The following is a 22,913-nucleotide window of genomic DNA, read 5'->3' on the forward strand; positions in this document are numbered from 1 at the left end:
ACCCGCCTTTTTGTTTGCGCCCGGTCTTGCCGGCGTCCGGCTCAGTGGCGGATGCGGCGCCGCGGCGCGTAGTTGCCGTCGCTCGTCATCTCGAAGAACTCGTTGAGCTGCGGGTGGCGCACCGGCTCGCCCGAGGCGTCGTCGAGCAGGTTCTGCTCCGACACATAAGCGACATATTCGGTTTCGTCGTTCTCGGCGAGGAGGTGGTAGAAGGGCTGGTCCTTGCGCGGGCGCACCTCGGCGGGAATCGCCTCGTACCACTCCTCGGTGTTGGCGAATTCGGGATCGACGTCGAATATCACGCCGCGGAACGGAAACAGCCGGTGCCGCACGACCTGACCTATCCTGAACTTCGCAATCTTGGCTTCACGCATGATCCACACCCGGAAGCCCTATTTGCCGCATTGCAGCGCGCAATTCAACTCCCGCACGGCTTGACCCCGGCCGTCGCGCGCGTTAGCGGCCGGATCGAACCCTCTCCCCGGCGCTTGCATACGGGTCGTCATGGCCGACATCCTTGGACTGGTATTGCCGTTCTTCGGCATGATCTTCATCGGCGCGCTCGCCGCGCGCATCGTCGGGCTGCCGATCGAGGCGCTCGGCTGGATGAACGTCTTCGTCATCTACATCGCGCTGCCGGCGCTGTTCTTCGTGCTCCTGTCGCGCACGCCGATCGAGGAGCTGACCGAGTGGTGCTACATCGCCGGCTCGCTGCTGGCGACCTTCATCGTCTTCTGCCTGATGTTCGCCGGCTCGCTCATCGTCTCGCGCGGCGAGATCGCCGAAAGCACGATCAAGGGGCTGGCGGCCGCCTACGGCAATATCGGCTATATGGGCCCGGGCCTCGCGCTCCTCGTCTTCGGGCCGGAGGCGGCCGTACCGGTGGCGCTGATCTTCTCGTTCGAGAACATCATGCACTTCACCATCGCGCCGCTGATGATGGCCGTGGCCGGCAGCGAAAAGAGCGCCGGGCTTGCGCTCGCGCTCGGCGTCATCAAGCGGATCGTCCTTCATCCGTTCATCCTCGCCACGCTCGCCGGCGGATTCGCCGCCTGGATGCAGGTCGAGCCGCCGGCTCCCGTTTCCCGGCTTCTCGACTATCTCGCGCAGGCGGCCGCGCCGTGCGCCCTGTTCGCCATGGGCGTGACGCTGGCGCTGCGCCCGCTGAAGCGGGTGCCGCGCGAACTCGGCGCGATCTCGATGCTGAAGCTCGTCGTCCACCCGATCCTGTGCTGGGTGATCCTGAGCCTGTTCGGCAATTTCTCGGACATCTGGGTCTATTCTGCGATCATGCTCGCCGCCCTGCCGACGGCCACCAACGTCTTCGTCATCGCCCAGCAATACGACGTATGGGTGCAGCGCGCCTCGGCGAGCGTCCTCGTCAACACGGTGCTCTCGGTGGTGACGCTGACGGTCATCCTCTACCTGATCGTCAACCGGATCATGCCGGCCGATCTCTTCCCATGATGCCTACGGCATTTCTTTTCATCGCATGTCTTTATCCCGAAACCGGTTCCCACTTTCGGGAGACATGCTCTACCGCCACGGCAGGAGGCCGGCGAGGCCGCCGCCGGTGCGCAGGCCCTCGCGCATGAAGAAGGCGCGCAGCGGCGGCGCCGTCCGCAGAAGCGACAGCCCGGCCGCCCGCACCGCCTGCGCCGGCAGCATGTCGGACAGCAGCGAGCGGTTGAGCATGTCCACCGCCGAGGCGCGGGCGAGGATATCGGGCCGGCGCGCGCGGTCGTAGGCGGCGAGCGCCGCTTTCGAGCCGGGGTCGACCGCGTGCTTCGTCGCCACCCGCGCCAGATCCTCCGCATCGCGGATGCCCAGATTGAGGCCCTGCGCGCCGATGGGCGGGAAGACATGCGCCGCCTCGCCGACGAGGGCGATGCGGCGGTCGGCGAAGCGGGCGGGCAGCGCCGAGGCGAGCGGGAACACCTGCCGGCCCGGCTCGACAGTGACCCGGCCGAGCATCGACTGCATCCGCGCCTCGATCAGCGCCGCGAGCGCCTCGTCCGACACGGCGGCCATCTCGTCGGCGCGGCGGCGGCGCGTCACCCAGACGAGGCTGGAGCGCATGCCGGGCAGCGGCACCTGCGTGAACGGGCCGTCCTCGGTGTGGAACTCGGTCGAGATGTCGTCGTGCGGGCGGGTATGGGAAAAGTTCAGCACCAGCGCCGACTGGCCCGCCTGCCACGTCCTGACGGAAATGCCGGCCGCCTGCCGCGCCTGCGAGCGCCGCCCGTCGGCGGCGGCGGCGAGCTTCGCCACAACGACGTCGCCGTTCTCCAGCTCCGCTTCGACAGCGTCCTCCGCCGGCGTCCACCGCCGGACCAGCCCGCCGAGCGGGCGAATCGCCGCATTGTCCTTCACCGCCTTGTCGAGCACGGCGTTGAGATGCGCGTTGGGAATGTTCATGCCGAACATCTCCTCGCCGATCTCGGCGGCGCGAAAGGTGACGGTCGGGCTGCGCAGCAGCCGCGACGTGGCATCGGTGATGCGCATCGCCCGGAGCGGCGCCGCCTGCGGCCGGATCGCCTCGAGAAGGCCGAGGCGCTCGAGGAAATCGAGCGACGGCTTCATCAGCGCCGTGGTGCGCCGGTCGCCGGCCGCAACGGGCGGGCCGGCGAGAGCGACAGAAAAGCCGGCCTGCGCCAGCGCCAGCGCGGCGGTGAGGCCGGCGGGGCCGGTGCCGGCGACGATGATGTCGGTCTCGATCTTCATGGGTCAGCCTCCTTTTCCTGCTGGCGCTGGTCGCGCTCTGTGGCGGGCGCAAGCGATATAGGCCCGTCTTCCACCCGCGATCAACAGGACCGATTGGCTCGGCCCGGCCCGCCGGCCCCGGCGCGGCAAGGGAGATCGGCGATTTCCGTGCATTCGCGCATCGATAGAGCTTGTGCCGGCGGTTGCCCTGCCTGTAGTTTCAAGGCTTTCCCACGCGCGGCACGGCCGCGGCGACGAGAAGCGAGAAAGGGGATGGGCCGGTGCATCTGACGAATTCCAGATCAGGCTGGCTGAGGCCGTGAGCGGCACGGCCTCGACGAAGCGGAAGCTGGCGGAGCGCATTCCGCGGCCGAAGAAGAAGGTGACATGGCCGCAGGCGCGGGCCTTCTCCGTGCATCTTCTGACCGCTTCCGGCTCGTTCCTCGCCTTCCTGTCGCTGGTGGCCGCGGCCGAGAAGCAGTGGACGGCGATGTTCCTGTGGCTCGGGCTCGCGCTCTTCGTCGACGGGATCGACGGGCCGATCGCCCGCAAGCTCGAGGTCAAGGAAGTGCTGCCGACATGGTCGGGCGAGCTGCTCGACAACGTCATCGACTATGTCACCTACGTCCTCATCCCCGCCTTCGCGCTCTACCAGAGCGGCTTCATGGGCGAGGGGCTGTCCTTCCTGTCGGCGGCGATCATCGTCGTCTCCAGCGCCATCTACTACGCCGACACAGGCATGAAGACGAAGGAGAACTTCTTCAAGGGGTTCCCGGTGGTCTGGAACATGCTCGTCTTCACCCTGTTCGTGGTGCAGACGGGTGAGTGGGCCTCCTTCGCCATCGTCGTCGTCGCGGCGGCGCTGTCCTTCGTGCCGATCCATTTCCTGCACCCGGTGCGCGTCAGGCGGCTGCGCACGCTCAACCTCGCCATGTTCTTCGCCTGGTGTGCGCTCGGCATCGTCGCGCTGTTCCAGAACATGGAGGCGTCGCTCTGGGTTCAGGTCGGCGTCGCCGCGACCGCGATCTACCTGTTCGTCATCGGCGGCGTGATGCAGCTTTTCCCGACCCTCGGACTGAAGAAGGAATGACATGGTCAAGGCAATTCGAATCCACGAGCATGGTGGCCCCGAGGTCCTGCGCTACGAGGACGTCGATCCCGGCAAGCCCGGCAAGGGCGAGGTCCTGGTCCGCCACACGGGGATCGGCCTGAACTTCATCGACACCTATTTCCGCACCGGGCTCTACCCGTCGCCGAGCGGCCTGCCGCTTACCCTCGGCGGCGAGGCGGCCGGCGAGGTGATCGGGCTCGGCGAGGGCGTCGACGGCCTTAAGGTCGGCGACCGCGTCGCCTATACCGGCGGGCCGGGCGCCTATGTCGAGCAGCGGGTGATGCCGGCCGACCGGCTGGTGAAGATTCCCGACGGCGTCAGCGACGAAGAGGCCGCCGGCATGATGCTGAAGGGCATGACCGCCGAATACCTCTTGCGGCGCACCTATGCGGTGAAGCCGGGCGACAACGTACTTTACCATGCCGCAGCCGGCGGCGTCGGGCTGATCTTCGGCCAGTGGGCGAAGCATCTCGGCGTCGACGTCATCGGCACGGTCGGCTCGGCCGAGAAGGGCGAGCTCGCCAAGGCGCACGGCTATGCCCACATCGTCAACTACCGCGAGACTGATTTCGTCAAGGCGGTCAGCGAGATTACCGGCGGCAGGAAATGCGACGTGGTCTACGATTCCGTCGGCAAGGACACATTCGAGGGCTCGCTCGACTGCCTGCGGCAACGCGGTCTTCTGGTCTCCTTCGGCCAGTCGTCGGGCGCGGTGCCGCCGGTCAATATCGGCATCCTGTCGCAGAAGGGCTCGCTCTATCTCACCCGGCCGACGCTGTTCAACTACATCGCCACGCGCGCCGAGCTCGAGGCGAGCGCCGCCGCGCTTTTCGAAGTGGTGCGCTCCGGCGCGGTCAAGATCAGGATCAACCAGCGCTACCCGCTGTCCGAGGCCGCGCAGGCGCATCGCGACCTCGAAGGCCGCAAGACGACCGGCACCACGGTGCTGATCCCCTGATCGCTGCCGCCATCGCGATCGCCGGCCTTCCGCTGGCCGGCGATTGCATGGGTTTGCATTGAAAGACTTGATGCACTTTCAAGAAAGGTAACAGTTTGCGCTGGGACAAGGCCACGCCTACCATGCCTTTCGGGAACAAAAGAACACGTCCGAACCGGAACCGGGAGGCACTGTGAGCGAAACGCGCGAAACCGGCGCCGTGCCTCTGCTCGAGGTGCGCGGGCTGACGAAGATATTCGGCCAGCTCAAGGCTTGCGACAACATCGACCTGACCATCGAGAAGGGCGAGATCCACGCGCTTCTCGGCGAGAACGGCGCGGGCAAGTCCACCTTCGTCAAGATGCTGTTCGGCTCGCTCGAGCCGGCCTCCGGCGACATCTTCTGGAACGGCGCCAAGGTCGCGATCAAGAACCCCGGCCATGCGCGCAAGCTGGGCATCGGCATGGTGTTCCAGCATTTCTCGCTGTTCGAGGCGCTGACGGCGGCCGAGAACATCCTTTTGTCGCTCGACGACGACACCTCGATCGTCGAGATCGCCGAGAAGGCGCACAGCCTGTCCAAGGCCTACGGGCTGCCGCTCGATCCCTACGCGCTCGTCGGCGACCTTTCGGTCGGCGAGCGCCAGCGCATCGAGATCATCCGCTGCCTCTTGCAGAAGCCGGAGCTTATCATCCTCGACGAGCCGACCTCGGTGCTGACGCCGCAGGAGGCGGACAAGCTGTTCGAGACGCTGGAGCGACTGCGCGACGAAGGCAAGTCGATCCTCTACATCTCCCACCGGCTGGAAGAGGTGAAGCGGCTGTGCGACCGCGCGACCGTGTTGCGCCACGGTAAGGTGGTCGCCCATTGCGACCCGCGCCGCGAAACCGCGGCCTCGCTGGCGCGGATGATGGTCGGCTCCGACGTGGTGACGGCCGAGCGCCCGCCCGCCGCCAATGCCGATGCTGCCGAGCTTCTCGGCATTTGCGGGCTGTCGCGCAAGCCGGCGGGACCGTTCTCGATTCCCCTGCGCAACATCTGGCTGAGCCTCAAGGCCGGCGAGATCCTCGGCGTCGCCGGCGTCGCCGGCAACGGCCAGGGCGAGTTCTTCGAGGCGGTGTCGGGCGAGGTGCTGCAGGACAGCGCCGACGTGATCCGCATCCGCGGCAATCCGGTCGGGCGGCTCGACATCTCGGGCCGGCGCCTGCTCGGCGCCGCCTTCGTGCCCGAGGAGCGCCTCGGCCACGGTGCCGCGCCCTACATGAAGCTGTCCGATAACCTCCTCCTGTCGCGCTTCAGGACCGACGCCAAGGCGTTCCTCGGCCGCATGGGCATCATCCGCGGCGATCCGATCCGCACGGCCGCCCAGCGCATCATCGCCGAGATGGATGTGAGGAAAAGCGCCGAAGACCCTGAAGCGGCTTCGCTTTCCGGCGGCAACCTGCAAAAGTTCATCATCGGCCGTGAGCTCGACCGCAAGCCCTCGGTGCTGATCGTCAACCAGCCGACATGGGGCGTCGACGCGGGCGCAGCCGCGCGCATCCGCCAGGCGCTGATCGACCTCGCGCGCGCCGGCTCGGCCGTGCTCGTCATCAGCCAAGACCTCGACGAGCTGTTCGAGGTGTCGGACGCCATCGCCGTCATGCATGACGGGCAGCTTTCCGCGCCGATCCCGGTCACGGAGGCGACGCCGGAACGGCTCGGCCTCCTGATGGGCGGCGCCGATGCAGGCCATGGGTCCGGCCACGGGGAGGCCGCGTGATGCGCATCGAACTCGTCAAGCGCCCGCAGCATTCGCGCCTGTTCTCCGCGCTGTCACCCTTCATCGCCTTCGCACTGACGCTGGTCGCCGGCGCGATCCTGTTCCTGGCTCTCGGCAAGAACCCGGCGACGACGCTCTACTACTATTTCATCGACCCGCTGATGGAGGTGTGGTCGCTGCACGAGCTGGCGATCAAGGCCGCGCCGCTGATCCTGATCGCGGTCGGCCTGTCGGTCTGCTTCCTGTCCAACAACTGGAACATCGGCGCCGAAGGCCAGTTCCTGATCGGTGCGGTCGCCGGTTCGGCGCTGCCCGTGCTGCTGCCCGATTTCCAGTTCTGGTTCGTGCTGCCGCTGATGCTGATCATGGGCATGGCGGCGGGGGCGGGCTACGCGCTCATTCCGGCCATCCTCAAGGTGCGCTTCAACACCAACGAGATCCTGACCAGCCTGATGCTGGTCTACGTCGCCCAGCTCTTCCTCGACTGGCTGGTGCGCGGGCCGTGGCGCAACCCCGGCGGCATGAACTTTCCGGAAACGCGCACCTTCCATTCCTACGCGATCCTGCCGGAAATCCTGCCCGCCTCCGGCCGCGCCCACTGGGGCTTCGTCTTCGCGCTCGTCGCCGCCGTGCTGGTCTGGTTCCTCCTGTCGCGGACGCTGAAGGGCTTCGAGGTCAAGGTCCTCGGCCAGAGCCCGCGGGCAGGGCGCTTCGCCGGCTTCTCGGCCGCGAAGATGACGATCTTCGCCTTCGCCGTGTCTGGCGCGCTGGCCGGCCTTGCCGGCATCTCGGAGATCGCCGGCGCGGTCGGGCAGCTTCGGCCCAACATCTCGCCCGGCTACGGCTTCACAGCCATCATCGTCGCCTTCCTCGGCCGGCTCAACCCGCTCGGCATCGTCGCCGCCGGCCTCGTCCTCGCCCTGACCTATCTCGGCGGCGAGGCGGCGCAGATCTCGGTCGGCCTGTCCGACAAGGTGGTGCGCGCCTTCCAGGGGCTGATCCTGTTCTTCGTGCTCGCCTGCGACACGCTGATCCACTACCGCATCCGCATCACCCGCCCGAAAGCGGCCGGCGCCGGGGAGCCCGAACATGCTTGAATCGGTCCTCATCACCATCGCAACCGCCGCGACGCCCCTGCTGATCGCGGCGATGGGGGAACTGGTCGTCGAGCGCTCGGGCGTTCTGAACCTCGGCGTCGAGGGCATGATGATCATGGGCGCGGTCACCGGCTTCGCCGTGACGCTGACCACCGGCTCGCCCTGGCTCGGCGCGCTGGCGGCGGTGGTCGTCGGCGCGCTGTTCTCGCTGCTCTTCGGCTTCCTGACGCTGACCCTCGTCACCAACCAGGTGGCGACGGGGCTGGCGCTGACCCTTCTCGGCCTCGGCCTTTCGGGCATGATCGGCGAGGGCTTCGTCGGCCGGCCCGGCATCAAGATGGCGCCGCTCTACATCCCCTACCTCACCGATCTGCCCTATGTCGGCCGGCTGCTCTTCGGGCAGGACCCGATCTTCTACATCTCGATCCTGCTCACTGCCGGCGTCGCCTGGTTCCTGTTCTACACCAAGGCGGGGCTGACGCTGCGCTCGGTCGGCGACAATCACGGCTCGGCCCACGCGCTCGGCATCAACGTCATCGCCATCCGCTACATGGCGGTGCTGTTCGGCGGCGCGTGCGCCGGGCTCGCCGGGGCCTATCTCGCGCTCGTCTACGTGCCGCAATGGGTCGAGGGCATGAGCGCGGGCAGGGGATGGATCGCGCTCGCCCTCGTCGTCTTCGCCTCGTGGCGGCCGTGGCGGGCGCTGGCCGGCGCCTATCTGTTCGGCGCCGTCACCATCGGCCAGCTCCACGCGCAGGCGCTCGGCTGGCCCATTCCTTCTCAACTGCTTTCTTCGCTCCCCTATCTGGCAACCATCGTCGTTCTTGTTCTAATCTCGCGGAACCGGCGGCTGACGCTTCTGAACACCCCGGCCTGCCTCGGCAGGCCCTTCGTTCCCGATCGTTAGTCGGCCAAGCGGACAAACACCCGGAAATCGTAACCTTCAGAGGATGCAACACCCATGAAAAAGTACCTTCTGGCCCTCGCGGCATCGGCAGCGGTCCTCGCGCCGGCGGCCGCGCTCGCGCAGGACAAGACCAAGGCCTGCTTCGTCTATGTCGGCCCGCGCACCGACGGCGGCTGGACCCAGGCGCACGACATCGGCCGCCTCCAGGTCGAAGAGGAGCTGGGTGACGCGGTCGAGACCGTCTTCGTCGAGAGCGTGCCGGAAGGCGCCGACGCCCAGCGGACCATCGAGCGCTTCGCCCGCTCCGGTTGCGACGTAGTCTTCACCACCTCCTTCGGCTTCATGGACCAGACGGTCGCCGTGGCCGAGAAGTTCCCCGACGTGAAGTTCGAGCACGCCACCGGCTACAAGACCCTGCCGAACCTCGCTTCGTACAACGCCCGCTTCTACGAGGGGCGCTACATTCAGGGCATGATCGCGGCCAGCGTCTCGGAGAAGGGCCTCGCCGGCTATATCGCCTCGTTCCCGATCCCGGAAGTGGTGATGGGCATCAACGCCTTCGTGCTCGGCGCGCAGACCGTGAACCCGGATTTCAAGCTCAAGGTGATCTGGAGCAACACCTGGCATGACGCCGCCCGCGAGGCCGACGCCGCCAAGGCGCTGATCGACCAGGGCGTCGATATCATCACCCAGCACACCGATTCGACCGCCCCGATCCAGATCGCGGCCGAGCGCGGCATCAAGGCCTTCGGCCAGGCTTCCGACATGATCGAGGCAGGCCCGGAGACCCAGCTCACCGCCATCATCGACACCTGGGGCAACTATTACGTCAAGCGCATCAAGCAGGTCGCCGACGGCACCTGGGAGACGGGCGCGATCTGGGACGGCCTGAAGGACGGCATCCTGACCATGGCGCCCTACACCAACATGCCCGACGACGTGAAGGCCAAGGCCGAGGAGATCGAGGCCAAGATCAAGTCCGGCGAGCTGCATCCCTTCACCGGACCGGTCAAGAAGCAGGACGGCTCCGACTGGCTCGCCGAAGGCGAAACCGCAGAGGACAGCGTCCTTCTCGGCATGAACTTCTACGTCGAAGGCGTCGACGACCAGCTTCCGCAGTAAGGCAGCACGCCGTCGAAAACGGAAAGGGCGGCCTGCGAGCCGCCCTTTTTCGTTGTGCCCGACCTGAAACCGGCCGCTTCCTCAATTCCTTGCGCCAGCCGCAGCGACCCCTTCAGCGCTCACCGGCATTCACCGACCGTATCGACCAGATAGGTTGTCTTGCCGATCCCTTTCGGCTGTACGGGCTTCAGATGCACGGCGAGATCGCAATCCCGCGTCCTGACCCGCCATTCGTGCAGCCCATCGCCACCGGCGCCGGTCGTGGTGATCGAGTCGACCGGAGCCTGCCGAAGGGAATCCGCAACCTCCGGACTGGAAAGAATGGTCCCGATCTGCTCCGCCGAGTCATGGAAGCCGGAAACGGCGGCGTGGGCCGGAGCGGCGGCGACGACTATCCCGAGGACGATGCTGGCAAGTTTCATGGTTGCATCCCGTGTGCATGGATCTGACGAAACAAGCCTATCACGCCGCGCCTTGGGCTGATAACGGCTCGGGTATTTTCCTGGCGCGGGCGGACAGTTTTGCAGTTGACCGAACCCCGTCGCATTCTTATGTTCCGGCCCAATTTCGAAGCGCCGACGCGCTTTCGGGAGCGCGTAGCTCAGCCGGTAGAGCAACTGACTTTTAATCAGTAGGTCCTGGGTTCGAGCCCCAGCGCGCTCACCAAAAAATACAATAAAATCAGCGTGATAGACGAAGGCGGCGACCTGAGATTGCTATTGCTTTGTCTCGGGGTAACGTATGGGGTAACGGCAGCCGATCCCCGTTACCCCGCCTGCAATCTCGCCGCGCGCGCACGTTCTCGATTCCTCTTGCGATGATCTTCCCGCACGCAGACGGGACACCGCTTTGTGTCTCGTCGCACCACGCCGGGAATTGAGCCGCCGCAGTCGATGCAGCGAACGGCGGTGATAGGGCCGACTGCCCGAACAGTGCGGGCCTTGTTCCGGCACGTATGGCAGCAATATCGTTGGCTGGCCTTTTTGGCGTTCTGGATCGGATTGCCGCAATGCTGGCATTTCAGGTTGTCCCGTATCGTCTTTCGCCATTGCCGTTCAAAGGCCGCGTCAGACGCATATCGGCAGGCTTCGCAACAATACTTCTGGATCGGATGCTTGCGGGTGAAGCTCTTGCTGCACCACGCGCAAATGTCATCCGGCAGATCGTCAAATGATACGGGTGCATTCATATCGGCAATACCTCTGCCCCTTGCGTTTCGGTTTGAATAGCCGGTCGCAGCCTTCGCATCGCTGCTCGGGCTGGCGCTCAATCCATGCGGCCTTTAATGCCTTCCACTGCGCATAGGATTCTTCGTCCCAACGCTGGCGCTGGCGGTCCATCTTCGCCGCATGGGCGCATACGTCGCTGCACCACAGGCGATTTCCTTCCGGGAGAGGCTTTGAGCACCGAGCGCATCGTTCCCGCAGGACCGGCAGTGCGCCGGGCTGGGTATATTCGGGTTGCCCCTGATACCAAGTCGGACGCTTCGCCCCGACGATGTTCAATGCCGCCGCGACGATCTCGGCAGCGACAGCATCGGCAGCAGCCCAACTCCAGCCTTGAAGGCACAGACTGGACCGGATGCCGTGTCGGCATGGTCCCTCGGCTGCGAACGGGGTCGGCTCGACCGTGCGCATGATGGCGACGATCTTGTCGCGGATGGCTTTCTGGCGATCACGGTTAAGCCGTCTCGCCGGCTCCTGCACGATGCGGAGCGACTTCGCGGGAACACGCGCAAGCATTATGCCGCTCCATCGTTCGGCCCCCAATTCACGGTCGTCAGCGCCCCGTTAAGTGCCGCCGGCTCCAGCCCGGCTTCCTTTGCCCTCGCCAGCGCCTCGATGATGGTCGAGAGCGCCCGCGCACGGCCACCTACGTCGAACGCCTGCACCGGGCGCATGAGGTCGATCATGATCTCGCTGCCGAGCTTGCGGCCGGCTTCCTCGCCGATCAGCATGGCGAGCGGCTGGAGCGTCCATTGTGCGAGATGCCGTTGCGCTTCGCGGACAAGCGGTCCCTGTGCCTGATCGGACAGGAGCGCTGGGAGAACGCCGAAGGCCGACAGGATCGAGCCACGCGCCGCCTGCCATGCTTCCATCGGCATTGCCGGCTGAATGTTCGGGGTTACGTCCGAAGGCTTCCAATCGGTGTTCGGAGCCGGACCACCGGCCGCGACCACGGAAACCGATTCGCGCATGAGCACGCGACCACGCCGACGCCTGAAGCCGCGACCAAGGGTTTCCATGTCCACTTCGGGCGATTCCGGGAAGGGCACGATCAGGGAGCCGAGCGGGGCATTGTCGTAGACTTCGGCGAGCGCGCTTTCGATGGCCTGCAAAAGTCCGGCCGTGAGGCGAGCGCGGCGCAAGGGAGCCTGCCCGGTCCAAGGCTGGACGGGATCGGCCCCGACGCGGAAATGAACCACCTCGGCCGCGAGCGCTGTCATGGTGCGACCGCCACCGGCTTCGCTGATCGAAAGACGATACGCCTTCGGCTCGCCGTCGCGCGTGCTCAAATCCCAATCGGCAGCCGGGATCAACCGGCGGTCGCCGATCAGGGCGACATACTCGCCGCGAAGGGCAAGGGAGCGGGCGATCATCGCCATCGTGCGCCGGTCGATCATGTCGGTGCCGGACACGTCGCCGAGCGCGAAAGCACCTTCCCAGAGAGACACACAGGATTGGACGGCCGCCGTCAGTTCGCCGACGCCGGATGCACCGGAGATATAGGCTTCGCGCGCGGCCATGATTTCGGCCGTGAAGCCGGATGCCGATGCGCGGGTTTCTATATTGTTCCGACCGGGAACGATACTTTTCAGCCATCCGAACATCAGTGCGGTTTCCTCCATTTGCGCAGGAGGTCGCCGGCCCCTGAATTTTCGATTGCCTGCGCCAGCCACGACGCCGAGCGGGTATGCGACAAGGAGATGCTGCCGGCCCCGATCCGTTCGGAGCGCGCACCGGCCTTGCCCTTGGACTGCGCCGAATATTCGGCCAGGCGGCGGAACGCCTCTTTGACCGACACCGGCACGTCCGCGTCTTCCTCGCCGACAGTTGCCGTGAAGCGATAAGGACCATGCCCGGACAGCATGAAGCCGCCGAGCGGTGCGGCCGGGAGCGTCAATTCCTCCCATGCGTCACCACGCCAGATTTCGGCCTTGGTGATCGTGGCAGGCGACAGGGGCGGTTCCCACTGCCCGACGCCCTCGACAATCCATTCCACGGCGCGTTCGCTCCAGCGCCACGCGGTATAAGCCTCGATGCGCTGCCAGATCATCGCCTTGTCGAGCGCGGCCGCAGCCGTGGAAAGGCCGGTCGGCGCGGCGGGATATTCTTCCGGGATTGCTTCGGTCTGCTTGATCGTCGTCGCCATCGTCAGAGCCTCCAGCGTCGAAGGGTCTGCCGATTTTTCGGCATACCCCTATCCGTGGTCTTCTCCCATGAGCGCAGATCGACATTCGTGTCGTGATAGGCAGGGCGGGTCACAAGGGAGAGTTCAAAGAGGATCGCCGCGAAGATGGTGCGGATCAGCGCCTCGCCGAGACTTTCATCCTCGTCGGTGATTTCTTCCGGCAGCGGCACAACCTCTTTCGGCGCAACACGGAAGCCGGGAGAGATGCCGCCGACCAAGCCTGCCGAGAATGCGGCGAGGAAGTCAGCGCCCCATGTCGTGCGCATGATTTCAGGGGTCAGGATCGCCTCGAAGTTCAAGGCCGATTTCGTGTCGCTGAAATTCAGCGTGCCAGCCTTGCGGCTCGCCAGCGGCTTGTCGAAGCTATGGCCGATCAGCAGATGCACGTCGCGCTCGGATGCCGGCTGTTGCAGCCCCCACGAAAACGCACCTTCGGCAAACTGTTCCTTTTTCGGCCGTCGCCCGTTGCCGCCGGAGTCGATGACCGCCAGCGACAGATACGGGAAAGAGCCTGCAAGGCGACGGGTGCCATCCCCCGCCGCCCGCAGTTCAAGCCCGGCGCTGTAAACCGGGCCAGTCATCAGCCACCGCCTTCGTCGGCTTCAAGTTCGATGCCGGTCAGCAGTTCCAGTTGCGTGCCGCGCGCCACGGTCACGTCAACCGTGGCAAGGCCGGTGATGCGAAGCCCGCCGGACGTGGCGTCCGAGTAAGGATCGCGGATCAGATCGACAGCGCCCCAGAGACCGACGAAAATCGGAGCAACGCCACCGGCATTCGTGGTCAGGAGCGCCGAAGTCGCCAGCGGATCGCCCGCAGGCGTGGCGAGCGCGTTGCTCGACATGGCGATGTTGCCGGCCGGAATATGGCGCACAAGGCGATCCCATTCGGAAACTGCCGTTCCTTCGATCAGCGTGTCATCGAGCACCGACCATGTTTCCGGCCGGATCAGCATCCGAACCGAACCGGGAGAACCGGCAGCGTTCGCGGTCATGAATCGCACCACGGCGGCACGGAACGCGGCCCACGATGCCAGCGCACCGACAGGCGTGGACGTGATGCCGTAAGTAGACTGCCCAGTGATGACGCCGAGCGGCTGGCCGGTCGCGCCAGTGCCGAGAAACACCGCCTTGTCGAGTTCGGCCGCAATCGTGCCGGCCATGTCGCGGCGCACTGCCTGCTCCAGCGCAGCGCCCGACTGTTTCAGCGCCTTGCGCGTGATGCGCATGGTGATGCCGAGATTATGATCCGGTGCCAGCGACTTGTCGGTCGTGGCGTAGGCGGTCGGCCCCGGAACGCTGGCAGTCTCGCCATTGGCCCAGCCGGCAGTGATCGCCGAGCTTGTCACCGGCCATTCGATAGCGCCGTGGTCGATGGTGATCGACTGTGCGCCCATGCGGCCCGCAACACTGTCCGGGAAAAGCCGGTCGATGATCGGGCGGGTCTGGAGCGGGTTCGGCGTGCCGCTGGCAACGGTCTCGCCTGCGCGCTGCTCCAGCGCCAGCCACGGCACAGGAATGCCACGAAAACCGCCTTGCGAACGAAGCTCCTGGACGACTTCCGCCGTCGCGCCGTCGAGCGCCCGGCCTTCATCGAGGGCAAGGGCAACCTGCCGAAGCTCGAAACCGTCGATCAGTTCGTTGAATTCGCGATCCGAGCGGGTTTCGAGGTCCGCGCCGGCTTCGCGCCGTTCCTGATCCTCGGCGATCAGCGCCGCGCGATAACGGGTTTCGTTGTTGCGGTATTCCGCATCGAGGGCAGACATCTGCCGGGTTTCATCTTCCGAAGGCGTGTCCTTGCCGACCAGCCCGGCGAGGGCTTCGCGGATTTCGGACTGACGCCGGGCGATAGTGACGCTGGTCAGCATTGGGAGGTTTCCTGTTAACAGAGGTAATATGATACCCCATCAGGAAGTAGGAATAAAGTCCTTGAGCAATGCCTTCCACTTGTCCCGTTCCGGGTCGATCCGGCCCAGCCCGATTTCAAGCCGGGTCTTCCGCGCATGGCATTTCGGGCAGAGGGATTGCAGGTTATCGAGGTCATAGGGAGCGCCGCCGTCCCGGATCGGAACCTTGTGATCCACCTCCAGCCGGCCGCGCTCGCCGCACTGGACGCATTTGAAGCCGTCCCGCCGCTTCGCCAGCAGCCGAACCGCCTTCCACTGGTTTGTCCGGTAGATCGCCGAACCGTGGCGAGGAAAGCGCCCTACGCCCATGCCACCCGCGACGGACGCGCAGCCGGCCGGGCGACACGACGCGCGCCCTCGGCAACAGCCAGCACCGCAGCAGCAGCCGCGTCGATCCGGCCCAGCGACCGGGCTTTCGCCAGCTTATGATTGCCGGCCGGGTCAACCAGCGTGATCGCATCCGCGAAGGCCGAGCGCAGCAAGAGGCTGGGGAGCGTCTTCACCTGCCCGTCGAACAGGGCGCGCCGGAACCGTTCAATGTCTTCCGAGCCGTCTTTCCAGCCGAAACCGCGCCAGATGAACGGCACTCGCTGGAGATTGGCCTTCTGCATGGCTTCGGTGAACTCGGCATGGCGGAAGCGGTCGCCGACAATGCAGGTGATCGTCTCGCCCTCGACCAGCTTCGCCACCTCGACCAGCCACGGCCCCGGCGGCACGGTATTCTCGCCGAGCACCGTCAGCTCGCCGCGTCCCTGCATCTCGACATAGCGCCCGGACACACCATCGGCCGCACCGCGATCCGAGAGGGAAGGAACCGCCGGGAAGGTGCCGACCGCCTCCAGCCGGCCAGTTTCCGGCCAATAGAAGGCGGCGGCCGACATGGAACGGGAGCCGCCTAGATCGACGCCTAGAATGCACGGCCCCTCCCGCGCTGGCAGATCGTCGGGCTTCACCTCGGCCGACAGCCATTCGTCCACCGTCACCAGCACCGACCGATCTTCGGTCGAGACACGTTCATTGCGGTTGAGGTTGCGGAAAGACGACAGCGCCGAGCCGCCGCGAGCGATCGCTCGCCGAGCCTGCGCCATCAACCAGTCGGCCGATGCGCCGATACCCTCGGCCGCGCCGGGATTGGCGATCAGCAGCGAATCCAGATCGTCGGCAGGTAGGCCGAAGGGCGGGCGATGCTCCTGCACGAAGGTTCCGGGCGGCGGTTCATCGAGCCATTTCGAGAAGGTATTCGCGTCGTCGGGCGCGCTGGTCGAGATAATCAGCGCCTTGCCGTTCCTCTTGCCGAGACCGGACAGGATCGCATTCTCCAGCAGGTCGCCTTTCTCCCGCTCCCATGCCGCCCGTTCATCGAGAATGGCGAGCGTCGGCGCACCGCCAAGGATCGACCGGCCATCGGCGGCGATGCAGCGGGCAAGCCCGCCGCCGTTGCCCTCGTACTCCACCTCCAGCCGCGAGCCGCGCCGGATCGTGAAAAGCTCCTGCTCGCCCTCGGGAAGCCCCTCGATGAAGCCGACAAGGAAGTTGAAGGCGGTTTTCGCCTGATCGCGGTTTCGGGCAGCAAAGAGGATTTCCCGCTTCGGCTGCTCATCCCACACACCGATCAGGCTTCCGAGCGCCAGCCCCGCCGACAGGGCAGTTTTCGCGTTGCCTCGCCCAATCGACAGACACGCGACCATGTTTCCAGGATCTAGCGCGCCCCGGACGAAGGATCGCTGGAATTCAGCCAGGCGCAACGGTTCCCCGGCCTTCGGTCCCTCCGGAATTTTCAGGGTTTCGAGGAACCGGATTGCCGTTTCTGCCGCCTCATTTCCCGGAATTTTATCGGGAGAGAGAAAGGAAGAGCCCGCTCCGCGCACGCGCCCCTCTCCCAACTTCGGGGCATTGGGACCATTCCTGCGGGTCTTCGGGCCTGCCTTGGTCATGCGCGCGCTCGCAGTTCGAGGGTCGCGCCTGCGGGGTCTTCGCCGATGTTGAGGATCGTGAACGTCTTGCCCTGCGCCTGCACAATGTCGGTGATGCCGATGGTCAGCTCGGCCGGGATCGTGGGTTGCAGGATGACGATGCGAACGTCGCCCATCTGCACCACGCCAGCCGCGATCAGTGCCTCGTCATAGTCCACGACGAAACCCTGCATCTTGTGCTCGACGGTGACTGTCTCGCCGGGCCACGGTTCCCAACTCGGCCAATCTTCCGGCGGATCGGTCTGTGTGGTGCGAGGCACTACGATCTCATAAGGCACGTTGGCGTCGATCAGGGCTTCGCTGATCGTCTGTGCCAGTTCACCAAGCAGGATAGACATGCTGCACCTCGTTGCTGTTGAGGTGCACCATATAGGAAATATGTCCTACTCTCAAACGAATGCCCGGTCGAACCAGTCTCGCGCGAATTTTCTGGAATTCGGCCCAAATCCCCTTTCTAACCCCTCAGAAGCCGCCAAAGGAGAGGGAGAGGAGAGGAGGAGAGAGGGTGTTCTGTTTCTTATTGGGGTACGATTCCATACCCCTTAGCCAAAGCGATAGAGCGGCGGGTCTTTCGGCCCTCTCCCGCCTGCATGGACGCATTCGATCAGCTTGCGCTCCAGCAATTCGGCCCGCGCGCTCTTGAACCTGGGGAGCGTCCATCCGAGAGATTCCGCGAATGCTTTAGCCAAGACGAAGTCTCGGCCCCAATGGTGACGACGTAGGATCGTGAGCAGCGCGAAGGCGTCCGGGTTGCTGGCGGCAAGGCTGTCCACCTCGTCAGCCTCGAACACGATGCGCGCACCATGCCCAAACCAATTCTTGCCCTCCATTTCGTATTTCCATGCCGATGCTACGATCTTGAGCACCTCGGCGTCGGGGAGCGGTTGGTAGAAAGTTTGGTTATGGTGCATCGCTTCCGCCAGAAGTTTTGATATTTCTCCGCCGCATCCCCGCGCAGCTTTCATGCAGTGACGCCAGAGAGCGTGATTGCGCCCGTCGCCGTTTTTCAAGTCGTTGCCCGGCAAAGGGTCCGCAGCAGGCATGGCCTGTTCACTGCCACTATTGACTATAGCGGGACGCATCGTCGGCAACCGTTCGAGGTCGTCGAGAGTACCTTGAATGATCTCATACCGCCCCTTGCTGCCGACACTGGGCGGGGCGACGACGAAGCCGTCACCAAGAATGTCTATGGGTCTTGCCGGATCGGGGCGCACGCGGCGGTTCTCGCCGTTGCGACGATACCAAGCCTGATAGTTCCCCGAGCCACTACGGACGATGAATGGTGTTGGCCCATGACGGGCAAGGGCATCCGCGAGCACTCTCTCGTCGGGCGTGTCCACGTCCAGAATAGTGATCCGGTTCCGGCGGCAAGCAAACCCGAACGCATCGTTGTCCGGGAATTTCATCGCCAGTTGACTGCTGACCTTGGGACCGATCTTTAGATAGCCCTTCACGGCCGGCACCTTGTTGGCACCGACCGGGAAGGTCGCCACGCCGTGCTCAGCGTAGCGCGGTTGCCATTCCGCGAAAGCACCCACTAGGCACCTATCGCGAACAGGTCGCCGGGCTGTTTGTCGTGGTGCCGGCGATGGTGGAACCGACACAGCCAATCGACAAGCAGCGGCTCCGAATAGTCCTCGTGGTGCGCCTCGGCAGCGGCCCCGCATATGCAGCAAGGCCGCCGGTGAAGTTCACCACGCCGGATAGCGCGGGCGACAATGCCGTGCGCCCGGATGGCCACACGGTTTGCGCGGTTCCATTTCAGTTGCGGCGAGATGCGTTCCATCACGCGCCCCCCGAAACATAGCCGCACAGGCCCTCGTCGGAGAGTTGCAGGCGAAGACGATTTACCTCGGCCTGCGTTCTCGCGAAGATCGTCTGCACCGGCTGGCCGGGGCGATGAACATTGATCGCGATGCCGACGCCCCAGCGCTCCACAATAAAATGGCCGGCGGGTTTTGCCGCCAGCCATGTGTCGAGGTTGTCGAAGGAAGGCCGAATGCTCATCAGGCGGCCCCCCTCATTTCCTGCGCGGCTTCCCACGCCTCGATGTCAGCAATACGCCAATACCGATAGCGGCCCAGATAGACTGGCTTGGGAAAGCCCATGCTATCGTCGGCAAGCCACCGCCAAAGCGTCATCTGCGAGATGCGGTAGCGGTCGAGAACGTGGCGGGCCGGGAGGAAGCCACCGGAGCCGGCAGCGGGGTCCGTCACAGATTGTGAAGTCGGTCCGGCAAGATTCCTATTGAACGCTGCCGCGTGTGTGTGGTTAGAAGTCACTGCGAGGGTCACTCCTTCGCAACAAGGGGAGGGTCTCGAAAGAGACACCTTGTCATTGAAGAAACAGCCGGGCTTCGCTTTCTCAGGGCCGCGCCCGGCTGTTTCAATTTCCTCGTCTGTAAATAACGAGTTAACCCAATTTACCCGATCCGCGAATCATCACGCAAGCCGTGAACCCGCGCTCCCCCGGCTTTTTTGTTCTCTTATCGTTCTATTGAGTGCCGACAAATCGGAACTATACGGAACCTAACGGAACACAATGGAAAATAACGGCATTTCCGGCATGAGAGCGGGCGAAAATTGCCTGTGGATAACCTAGGTGCGAGCCATCGAAATCACGTTGTCGATTGTCTTGCCGGACACCAGTGACTCGACATATCGGCCCCATGCTTCCAGCGCGGCTTGCTTCTGCTTTAGGTAGCCCGCGCGATTATAGGTTCCGGCAACACCGGCCCGGCTCCCGGACACGTGATTTAGAACCGCCTCGACTATGTGCGGGTCGATCGCAAGCTCGTCATTCATCATGGTGCTGACTGTCCTGCGCAGATCGTGAAGGGACCAGCGCGGCAGTGTCTCCCCGGCAAGCTCATTCATCTTGGTGCGGCACGCCTCAACGGGCTTGGTGAAGCCGCTAGGCGGCGTCTCGCCGTTTGTGGTGAAGACCAAGCCCCTATCGTTTTTGATACGCGGTGCGGCTTCCAGAATGGCGAGCACCGGGTCGGCAAGCGGCACGACATGCTCCCGACGGTTCTTCGTCCGATCGGCTCCAATGGTCCATAGGCGCTTTTCGAGGTCCAATTCGCCTTCGACCATTTCGTTGACTTCGGATTTCCGCTGCCCGGTCAGGAGCAATAGCCGGAATATGGTTTGGAACGGATGCCCCAGCGCGCCGGTCGCCTGCCAGAACAGCTTCACCTCATCGGCCGTCAAATGACGCTCGCGGGCTTCCTCGGCTGCCTTGTTCCAAACAACAGGCGTGGCGTCGATAATGTCCCGGCGGGCCGCCCAAGCGAACAGCGGCGAGATGGCTGCAAAGGTCCGGTTCGCGACGTATGGTGCCCGGTCAACTATGCCGTCGAGCAGTTCGATAACATCCCGTTTCTTGATCTCCTGAATGCGCTTCTCGCCCCATACCTCCGGCGTGGTCAACTGGTCGAGTAAGCGCTTGGTCTCGGCGACGGTGCGCGGCTTCGGCTTCGCATTCTTCCTCGTCGCCCTGCCAGCCTCGTAGTGCTTGAGGTAGGTTTCGACAATCTCCGGGAACAAGTCGCGCTTGGACTGTGCCTCATCTTTCTCGGCTGCCTTCCTCGCTCGCTTTTCAGCGGCCGGATCGTGGTCGGAGTTTTCGATTGCCGCCATCGCCAGCTTGCGCGCTGTGGCGAGTGGCGGGAAGCCGTCGAGGGTCAGCTTGCGGGGTTTGCCTTCGTGCCGATAGCGCACCGCCCAGGATTTCTTCCCGGAAGGCTGGATGACGAGATAGAGCCCCTTGCAGCCGCCGTCTGGTATCTCGCGCCGGGTCTCCCCCGGCTTGGCATTCTTGATGGAAATATCGGTCAGCCGCGCTGCCATTGTGTTACCCCGGCGCTGTCTGGGGTAACAGAATTCGCCCGATTGCGGCCGTTACCCGGTGTTAATATCACTAGGTAACATGCGCTAAAAATCCTTGATTTGCAACGGTTTGAAATCGTTACGAACAACTGAATTGGTAGGCGCTGATATGGTATCCAATCAGACTTTTAATCAGTAGGTCCTGGGTTCGAGCCCCAGCGCGCTCACCAAAAATAAGTAAAAACAATGACTTGTGAGAGGATGACGGTACAGAGTACCGTCATTGTTTTTGGTGTCCGCATAATGTCCGCAAAGGCGTCCAGCTCCAATTGTGATTCCGTTCTGCGGAGAGGATCAGTCCGGTAAGCGCACGCTGAATGGAACCGATGCACGTTTCGGCCCCTGTCCGCCTTGACGATCGCCGAGATCAACCCTCATTTCCGCATTGCCGATCTCCTCTTCGGTTGGTGCGGGGGATGACACGAAGTCGGTGGGCGACTAACGTAACCTCTCGGTTGGGTCAGATCGCACAAAGGCGAAATTGGGGTTTAAATGGCAAAATTGACAGGCCAGAGTTCGCATCGGGAATCGCGGCAACCAGCGACTGGTCGCGCGATTTACATGACCGAAGCGCTCCAGGAGATCAAGGATAACCACGACATTCTTAGCTATCTGACGGATGCGGAATGCGAGTTGGTGCTGAGTTGCGCTACGCGCCAGGTGCGGAGGCCAGGAGAGCACATTTTCGTTCAGGGAGAACCGCATGGTGGGATTTTCCTGATTAGATCCGGCCGTGCCCGGACCTACTATGCATCGTCCACCGGCCGGGAAATAACTCTGGCCCATTGGACTGCTGGCCATTTCGTTGGGGGACCGGAGATCTTCGGCGGCGGACAGCACATGTGGTCAGCAACTGCGCTGGAGGAATGTGAGATCGCATTCCTCTCCGCTCGGGAACTGAGACGATTGATGATCGATCTTCCCAAACTCGCCATAGGATTAGTTGACGGCTTGGTCTACAAGGGAAAATGCTACTCTGCCCTGTTGCAGATACTGGGTACGCGGTCCGCCGGTGGACGACTAGCGCATCTCTTACTGACATTAGCAGAACGCGAAGGTGTCCTCCAACACTCGCCTGTGGTATTCGGTCGGCAGTTCTCCCATGAGGAACTGGCAAATATGATAGGGGCCACCCGTCAGTGGGTGACTACTTCGTTGAAGCGCTTCGAAAAGGCCGGCATCGTAACATTCGAAAAACATCGAATAGTGATCTTGGACAAGGTGCGACTGAAACAAGCCGCACTGGCCGAATAGAACCCGTCTCGGCTTTGTTGACAGCCGTCGGTGCTTTCCGCTTAACCAGCGTAGCGGATCACGGCGTTCGCCAGGGCAAACACTCCGATCGCCGCGAGCATGAGAAGCGCCACTTGTCGGTAGACGAGCGGATTTGAACGCCTAAAAAAGTAGGCGCCCATAACTGCTCCGCCCAACAATAGCGGAACCGCGGCGAAGGCCAGGACGAAAGCTCGGCGCGGGTAGAGACCCGCACCTAAGCCGAAGGCCATCGCGATTGAAGCGCTGAACAGAAAGAACATCATCATGGAAGCGCGACTTGCCGCTGGGCTCATCGGAGACGCAAGGAAATACATGACGATGGGAGGGCCGCTCATCGCTGTTCCGCCACTGAGCAATCCGGATAGCATCCCCACCGATACCGTGGCAGGTGTGGTGAGGTGCCAGGAAATGCCCTGGGATTTCCGCCAGATCAGAAAAACCGAACCCAGAAGGAGGACGCTCAGGCCCAGCCGCATGTGTTCAGGCGGTATCGTTGACAGGGCATATATGCCGAACGGTGTGCCGAAAATCGCTCCCACGAACAGTCGCGTTACGGTCCTCCACTGCACCGAGGCGATGGAGCCATTGAGGAACCCAAGGGTCAGAACTATTTCGAATAGCAACGCTACCGGTATGACTTCGAGGGGGTCAAGGACCACAGTCAACATGGGAACTGCCGCGAGAGAGACTCCAAAGCCGCTGTATCCCCGGACGAATCCCGCAATTGCTACTGACAACGCAAGATAAAAGAACTGTAACGGAGACCATTCTCCGAAAACGGAAAAATCAATCATAGCGAGCCTGAATGGAAATGAGGATTGG

The 22,913-nt window shown here is 63.9% G+C and carries 24 protein-coding genes and 1 tRNA gene; 9 read left to right on the top strand and 16 right to left on the bottom strand.

Features of this window, described 5'->3' with window-relative positions; genetic code table 11:
- Window positions 1–41 precede the first annotated feature (41 nt).
- The gene (gene hspQ, locus M9945_RS12150; RefSeq protein WP_367929771.1) at window positions 42–374 is read right to left on the bottom strand and encodes a heat shock protein HspQ; all 333 of its coding nucleotides are present in this window, start codon (window positions 372–374) and stop codon (window positions 42–44) included.
- A gap of 130 nt (window positions 375–504) precedes the next feature.
- Between hspQ and M9945_RS12155 the strand changes: the two genes are divergently transcribed.
- Entirely contained in the window at window positions 505–1,467 is a 963-nt protein-coding gene (locus tag M9945_RS12155) for an AEC family transporter (RefSeq protein WP_367944693.1), read from the top strand.
- Window positions 1,468–1,536: 69 nt separating this feature from the next.
- On the opposite strand, the gene M9945_RS12160 is transcribed toward M9945_RS12155, so the two are convergent.
- Complete coding sequence (locus M9945_RS12160; protein ID WP_367944694.1) at window positions 1,537–2,724, bottom strand: UbiH/UbiF family hydroxylase; 1,188 nt, start codon at window positions 2,722–2,724, stop codon at window positions 1,537–1,539.
- A 298-nt stretch (window positions 2,725–3,022) separates the two neighbouring features.
- Here M9945_RS12160 and pcsA point away from each other — a divergent pair, with 298 nt between their 5' ends.
- From pcsA to M9945_RS12190, 6 genes are all read left to right on the top strand, one after another.
- Window positions 3,023–3,793, top strand: a complete 771-nt coding sequence (gene pcsA, locus M9945_RS12165) for a phosphatidylcholine synthase (protein ID WP_367944695.1) — start codon at window positions 3,023–3,025, stop codon at window positions 3,791–3,793.
- Window position 3,794: 1 nt separating this feature from the next.
- On the top strand, window positions 3,795–4,772 hold the full coding sequence (locus tag M9945_RS12170) for a quinone oxidoreductase (RefSeq protein WP_367944696.1): 978 nt from the start codon (window positions 3,795–3,797) through the stop codon (window positions 4,770–4,772).
- Between the two features lie 172 nt (window positions 4,773–4,944).
- The gene (locus M9945_RS12175) at window positions 4,945–6,513 is read left to right on the top strand and encodes an ABC transporter ATP-binding protein (protein WP_367944697.1); all 1,569 of its coding nucleotides are present in this window, start codon (window positions 4,945–4,947) and stop codon (window positions 6,511–6,513) included.
- The gene (locus M9945_RS12180) at window positions 6,513–7,610 is read left to right on the top strand and encodes an ABC transporter permease (RefSeq protein ID WP_367931766.1); all 1,098 of its coding nucleotides are present in this window, start codon (window positions 6,513–6,515) and stop codon (window positions 7,608–7,610) included. The genes M9945_RS12175 and M9945_RS12180 overlap by 1 nt, the downstream gene beginning before the upstream one ends.
- Window positions 7,603–8,517, top strand: coding sequence for an ABC transporter permease (locus M9945_RS12185; protein WP_367944698.1), 915 nt, complete (start codon window positions 7,603–7,605; stop codon window positions 8,515–8,517). Before M9945_RS12180 ends, M9945_RS12185 begins: the two co-directional genes overlap by 8 nt.
- 54 nt (window positions 8,518–8,571) lie before the next feature.
- Entirely contained in the window at window positions 8,572–9,639 is a 1,068-nt protein-coding gene (locus M9945_RS12190; RefSeq protein WP_367944699.1) for a BMP family ABC transporter substrate-binding protein, read from the top strand.
- Window positions 9,640–9,758: 119 nt separating this feature from the next.
- Here M9945_RS12190 and M9945_RS12195 read toward each other — a convergent pair whose 3' ends face one another.
- On the bottom strand, window positions 9,759–10,061 hold the full coding sequence (locus M9945_RS12195; protein WP_367944700.1) for a hypothetical protein: 303 nt from the start codon (window positions 10,059–10,061) through the stop codon (window positions 9,759–9,761).
- Between the two features lie 168 nt (window positions 10,062–10,229).
- Between M9945_RS12195 and M9945_RS12200 the strand changes: the two genes are divergently transcribed.
- Window positions 10,230–10,305 (top strand) — tRNA-Lys (locus M9945_RS12200).
- A gap of 500 nt (window positions 10,306–10,805) precedes the next feature.
- Here the strand turns inward: M9945_RS12200 and M9945_RS12205 are convergent.
- The 12 genes from M9945_RS12205 to M9945_RS12260 all read right to left on the bottom strand — a co-directional run bounded on the left by M9945_RS12205 (window position 10,806) and on the right by M9945_RS12260 (window position 20,777).
- On the bottom strand, window positions 10,806–11,381 hold the full coding sequence (locus tag M9945_RS12205) for a hypothetical protein (RefSeq protein ID WP_367944701.1): 576 nt from the start codon (window positions 11,379–11,381) through the stop codon (window positions 10,806–10,808).
- Window positions 11,381–12,469, bottom strand: coding sequence for a phage portal protein (locus M9945_RS12210; protein WP_367944702.1), 1,089 nt, complete (start codon window positions 12,467–12,469; stop codon window positions 11,381–11,383). The genes M9945_RS12205 and M9945_RS12210 overlap by 1 nt, the downstream gene beginning before the upstream one ends.
- Window positions 12,469–13,011: a hypothetical protein gene (locus M9945_RS12215; protein ID WP_367944703.1), complete on the bottom strand. Its 543-nt coding sequence runs from the start codon at window positions 13,009–13,011 to the stop codon at window positions 12,469–12,471. The genes M9945_RS12210 and M9945_RS12215 overlap by 1 nt, the downstream gene beginning before the upstream one ends.
- Before the next feature lie 2 nt (window positions 13,012–13,013).
- On the bottom strand, window positions 13,014–13,631 hold the full coding sequence (locus tag M9945_RS12220; protein ID WP_367944704.1) for an HK97 family phage prohead protease: 618 nt from the start codon (window positions 13,629–13,631) through the stop codon (window positions 13,014–13,016).
- Complete coding sequence (locus M9945_RS12225) at window positions 13,631–14,914, bottom strand: phage major capsid protein (RefSeq protein ID WP_367944705.1); 1,284 nt, start codon at window positions 14,912–14,914, stop codon at window positions 13,631–13,633. Before M9945_RS12225 ends, M9945_RS12220 begins: the two co-directional genes overlap by 1 nt.
- A gap of 39 nt (window positions 14,915–14,953) precedes the next feature.
- Window positions 14,954–15,262, bottom strand: a complete 309-nt coding sequence (locus M9945_RS12230; RefSeq protein WP_367944706.1) for an HNH endonuclease — start codon at window positions 15,260–15,262, stop codon at window positions 14,954–14,956.
- Window positions 15,253–16,887: a terminase large subunit gene (locus M9945_RS12235; protein WP_367944707.1), complete on the bottom strand. Its 1,635-nt coding sequence runs from the start codon at window positions 16,885–16,887 to the stop codon at window positions 15,253–15,255. The genes M9945_RS12230 and M9945_RS12235 overlap by 10 nt, the downstream gene beginning before the upstream one ends.
- The gene (locus M9945_RS12240; protein ID WP_367944708.1) at window positions 16,884–17,264 is read right to left on the bottom strand and encodes a hypothetical protein; all 381 of its coding nucleotides are present in this window, start codon (window positions 17,262–17,264) and stop codon (window positions 16,884–16,886) included. Before M9945_RS12240 ends, M9945_RS12235 begins: the two co-directional genes overlap by 4 nt.
- A 204-nt stretch (window positions 17,265–17,468) precedes the next feature.
- Window positions 17,469–18,530 (bottom strand): bifunctional DNA primase/polymerase, encoded by a 1,062-nt coding sequence (locus tag M9945_RS12245; protein ID WP_367944830.1) that lies wholly within the window; start codon window positions 18,528–18,530, stop codon window positions 17,469–17,471.
- Window positions 18,464–18,712, bottom strand: a complete 249-nt coding sequence (locus M9945_RS12250) for a hypothetical protein (RefSeq protein WP_367944834.1) — start codon at window positions 18,710–18,712, stop codon at window positions 18,464–18,466. Before M9945_RS12250 ends, M9945_RS12245 begins: the two co-directional genes overlap by 67 nt.
- The gene (locus M9945_RS12255) at window positions 18,712–18,933 is read right to left on the bottom strand and encodes a hypothetical protein (RefSeq protein WP_367944709.1); all 222 of its coding nucleotides are present in this window, start codon (window positions 18,931–18,933) and stop codon (window positions 18,712–18,714) included. The genes M9945_RS12250 and M9945_RS12255 overlap by 1 nt, the downstream gene beginning before the upstream one ends.
- Window positions 18,934–19,523: 590 nt before the next feature.
- A complete protein-coding gene (locus tag M9945_RS12260; RefSeq protein WP_367944710.1) occupies window positions 19,524–20,777 on the bottom strand; it encodes a tyrosine-type recombinase/integrase in 1,254 nt (417 codons plus the stop codon).
- Window positions 20,778–21,377: 600 nt separating this feature from the next.
- Between M9945_RS12260 and M9945_RS12265 the strand changes: the two genes are divergently transcribed.
- Entirely contained in the window at window positions 21,378–22,070 is a 693-nt protein-coding gene (locus M9945_RS12265; protein WP_367944711.1) for a Crp/Fnr family transcriptional regulator, read from the top strand.
- A gap of 41 nt (window positions 22,071–22,111) precedes the next feature.
- Here the strand turns inward: M9945_RS12265 and M9945_RS12270 are convergent, their stop codons facing one another.
- Complete coding sequence (locus M9945_RS12270; RefSeq protein WP_367944712.1) at window positions 22,112–22,885, bottom strand: sulfite exporter TauE/SafE family protein; 774 nt, start codon at window positions 22,883–22,885, stop codon at window positions 22,112–22,114.
- Window positions 22,886–22,913: the final 28 nt, after the last annotated feature.

Origin of the sequence: Aquamicrobium sp. (genome assembly GCF_023954335.1) — a bacterium.
Taxonomy (GTDB): domain Bacteria; phylum Pseudomonadota; class Alphaproteobacteria; order Rhizobiales; family Rhizobiaceae; genus Aerobium.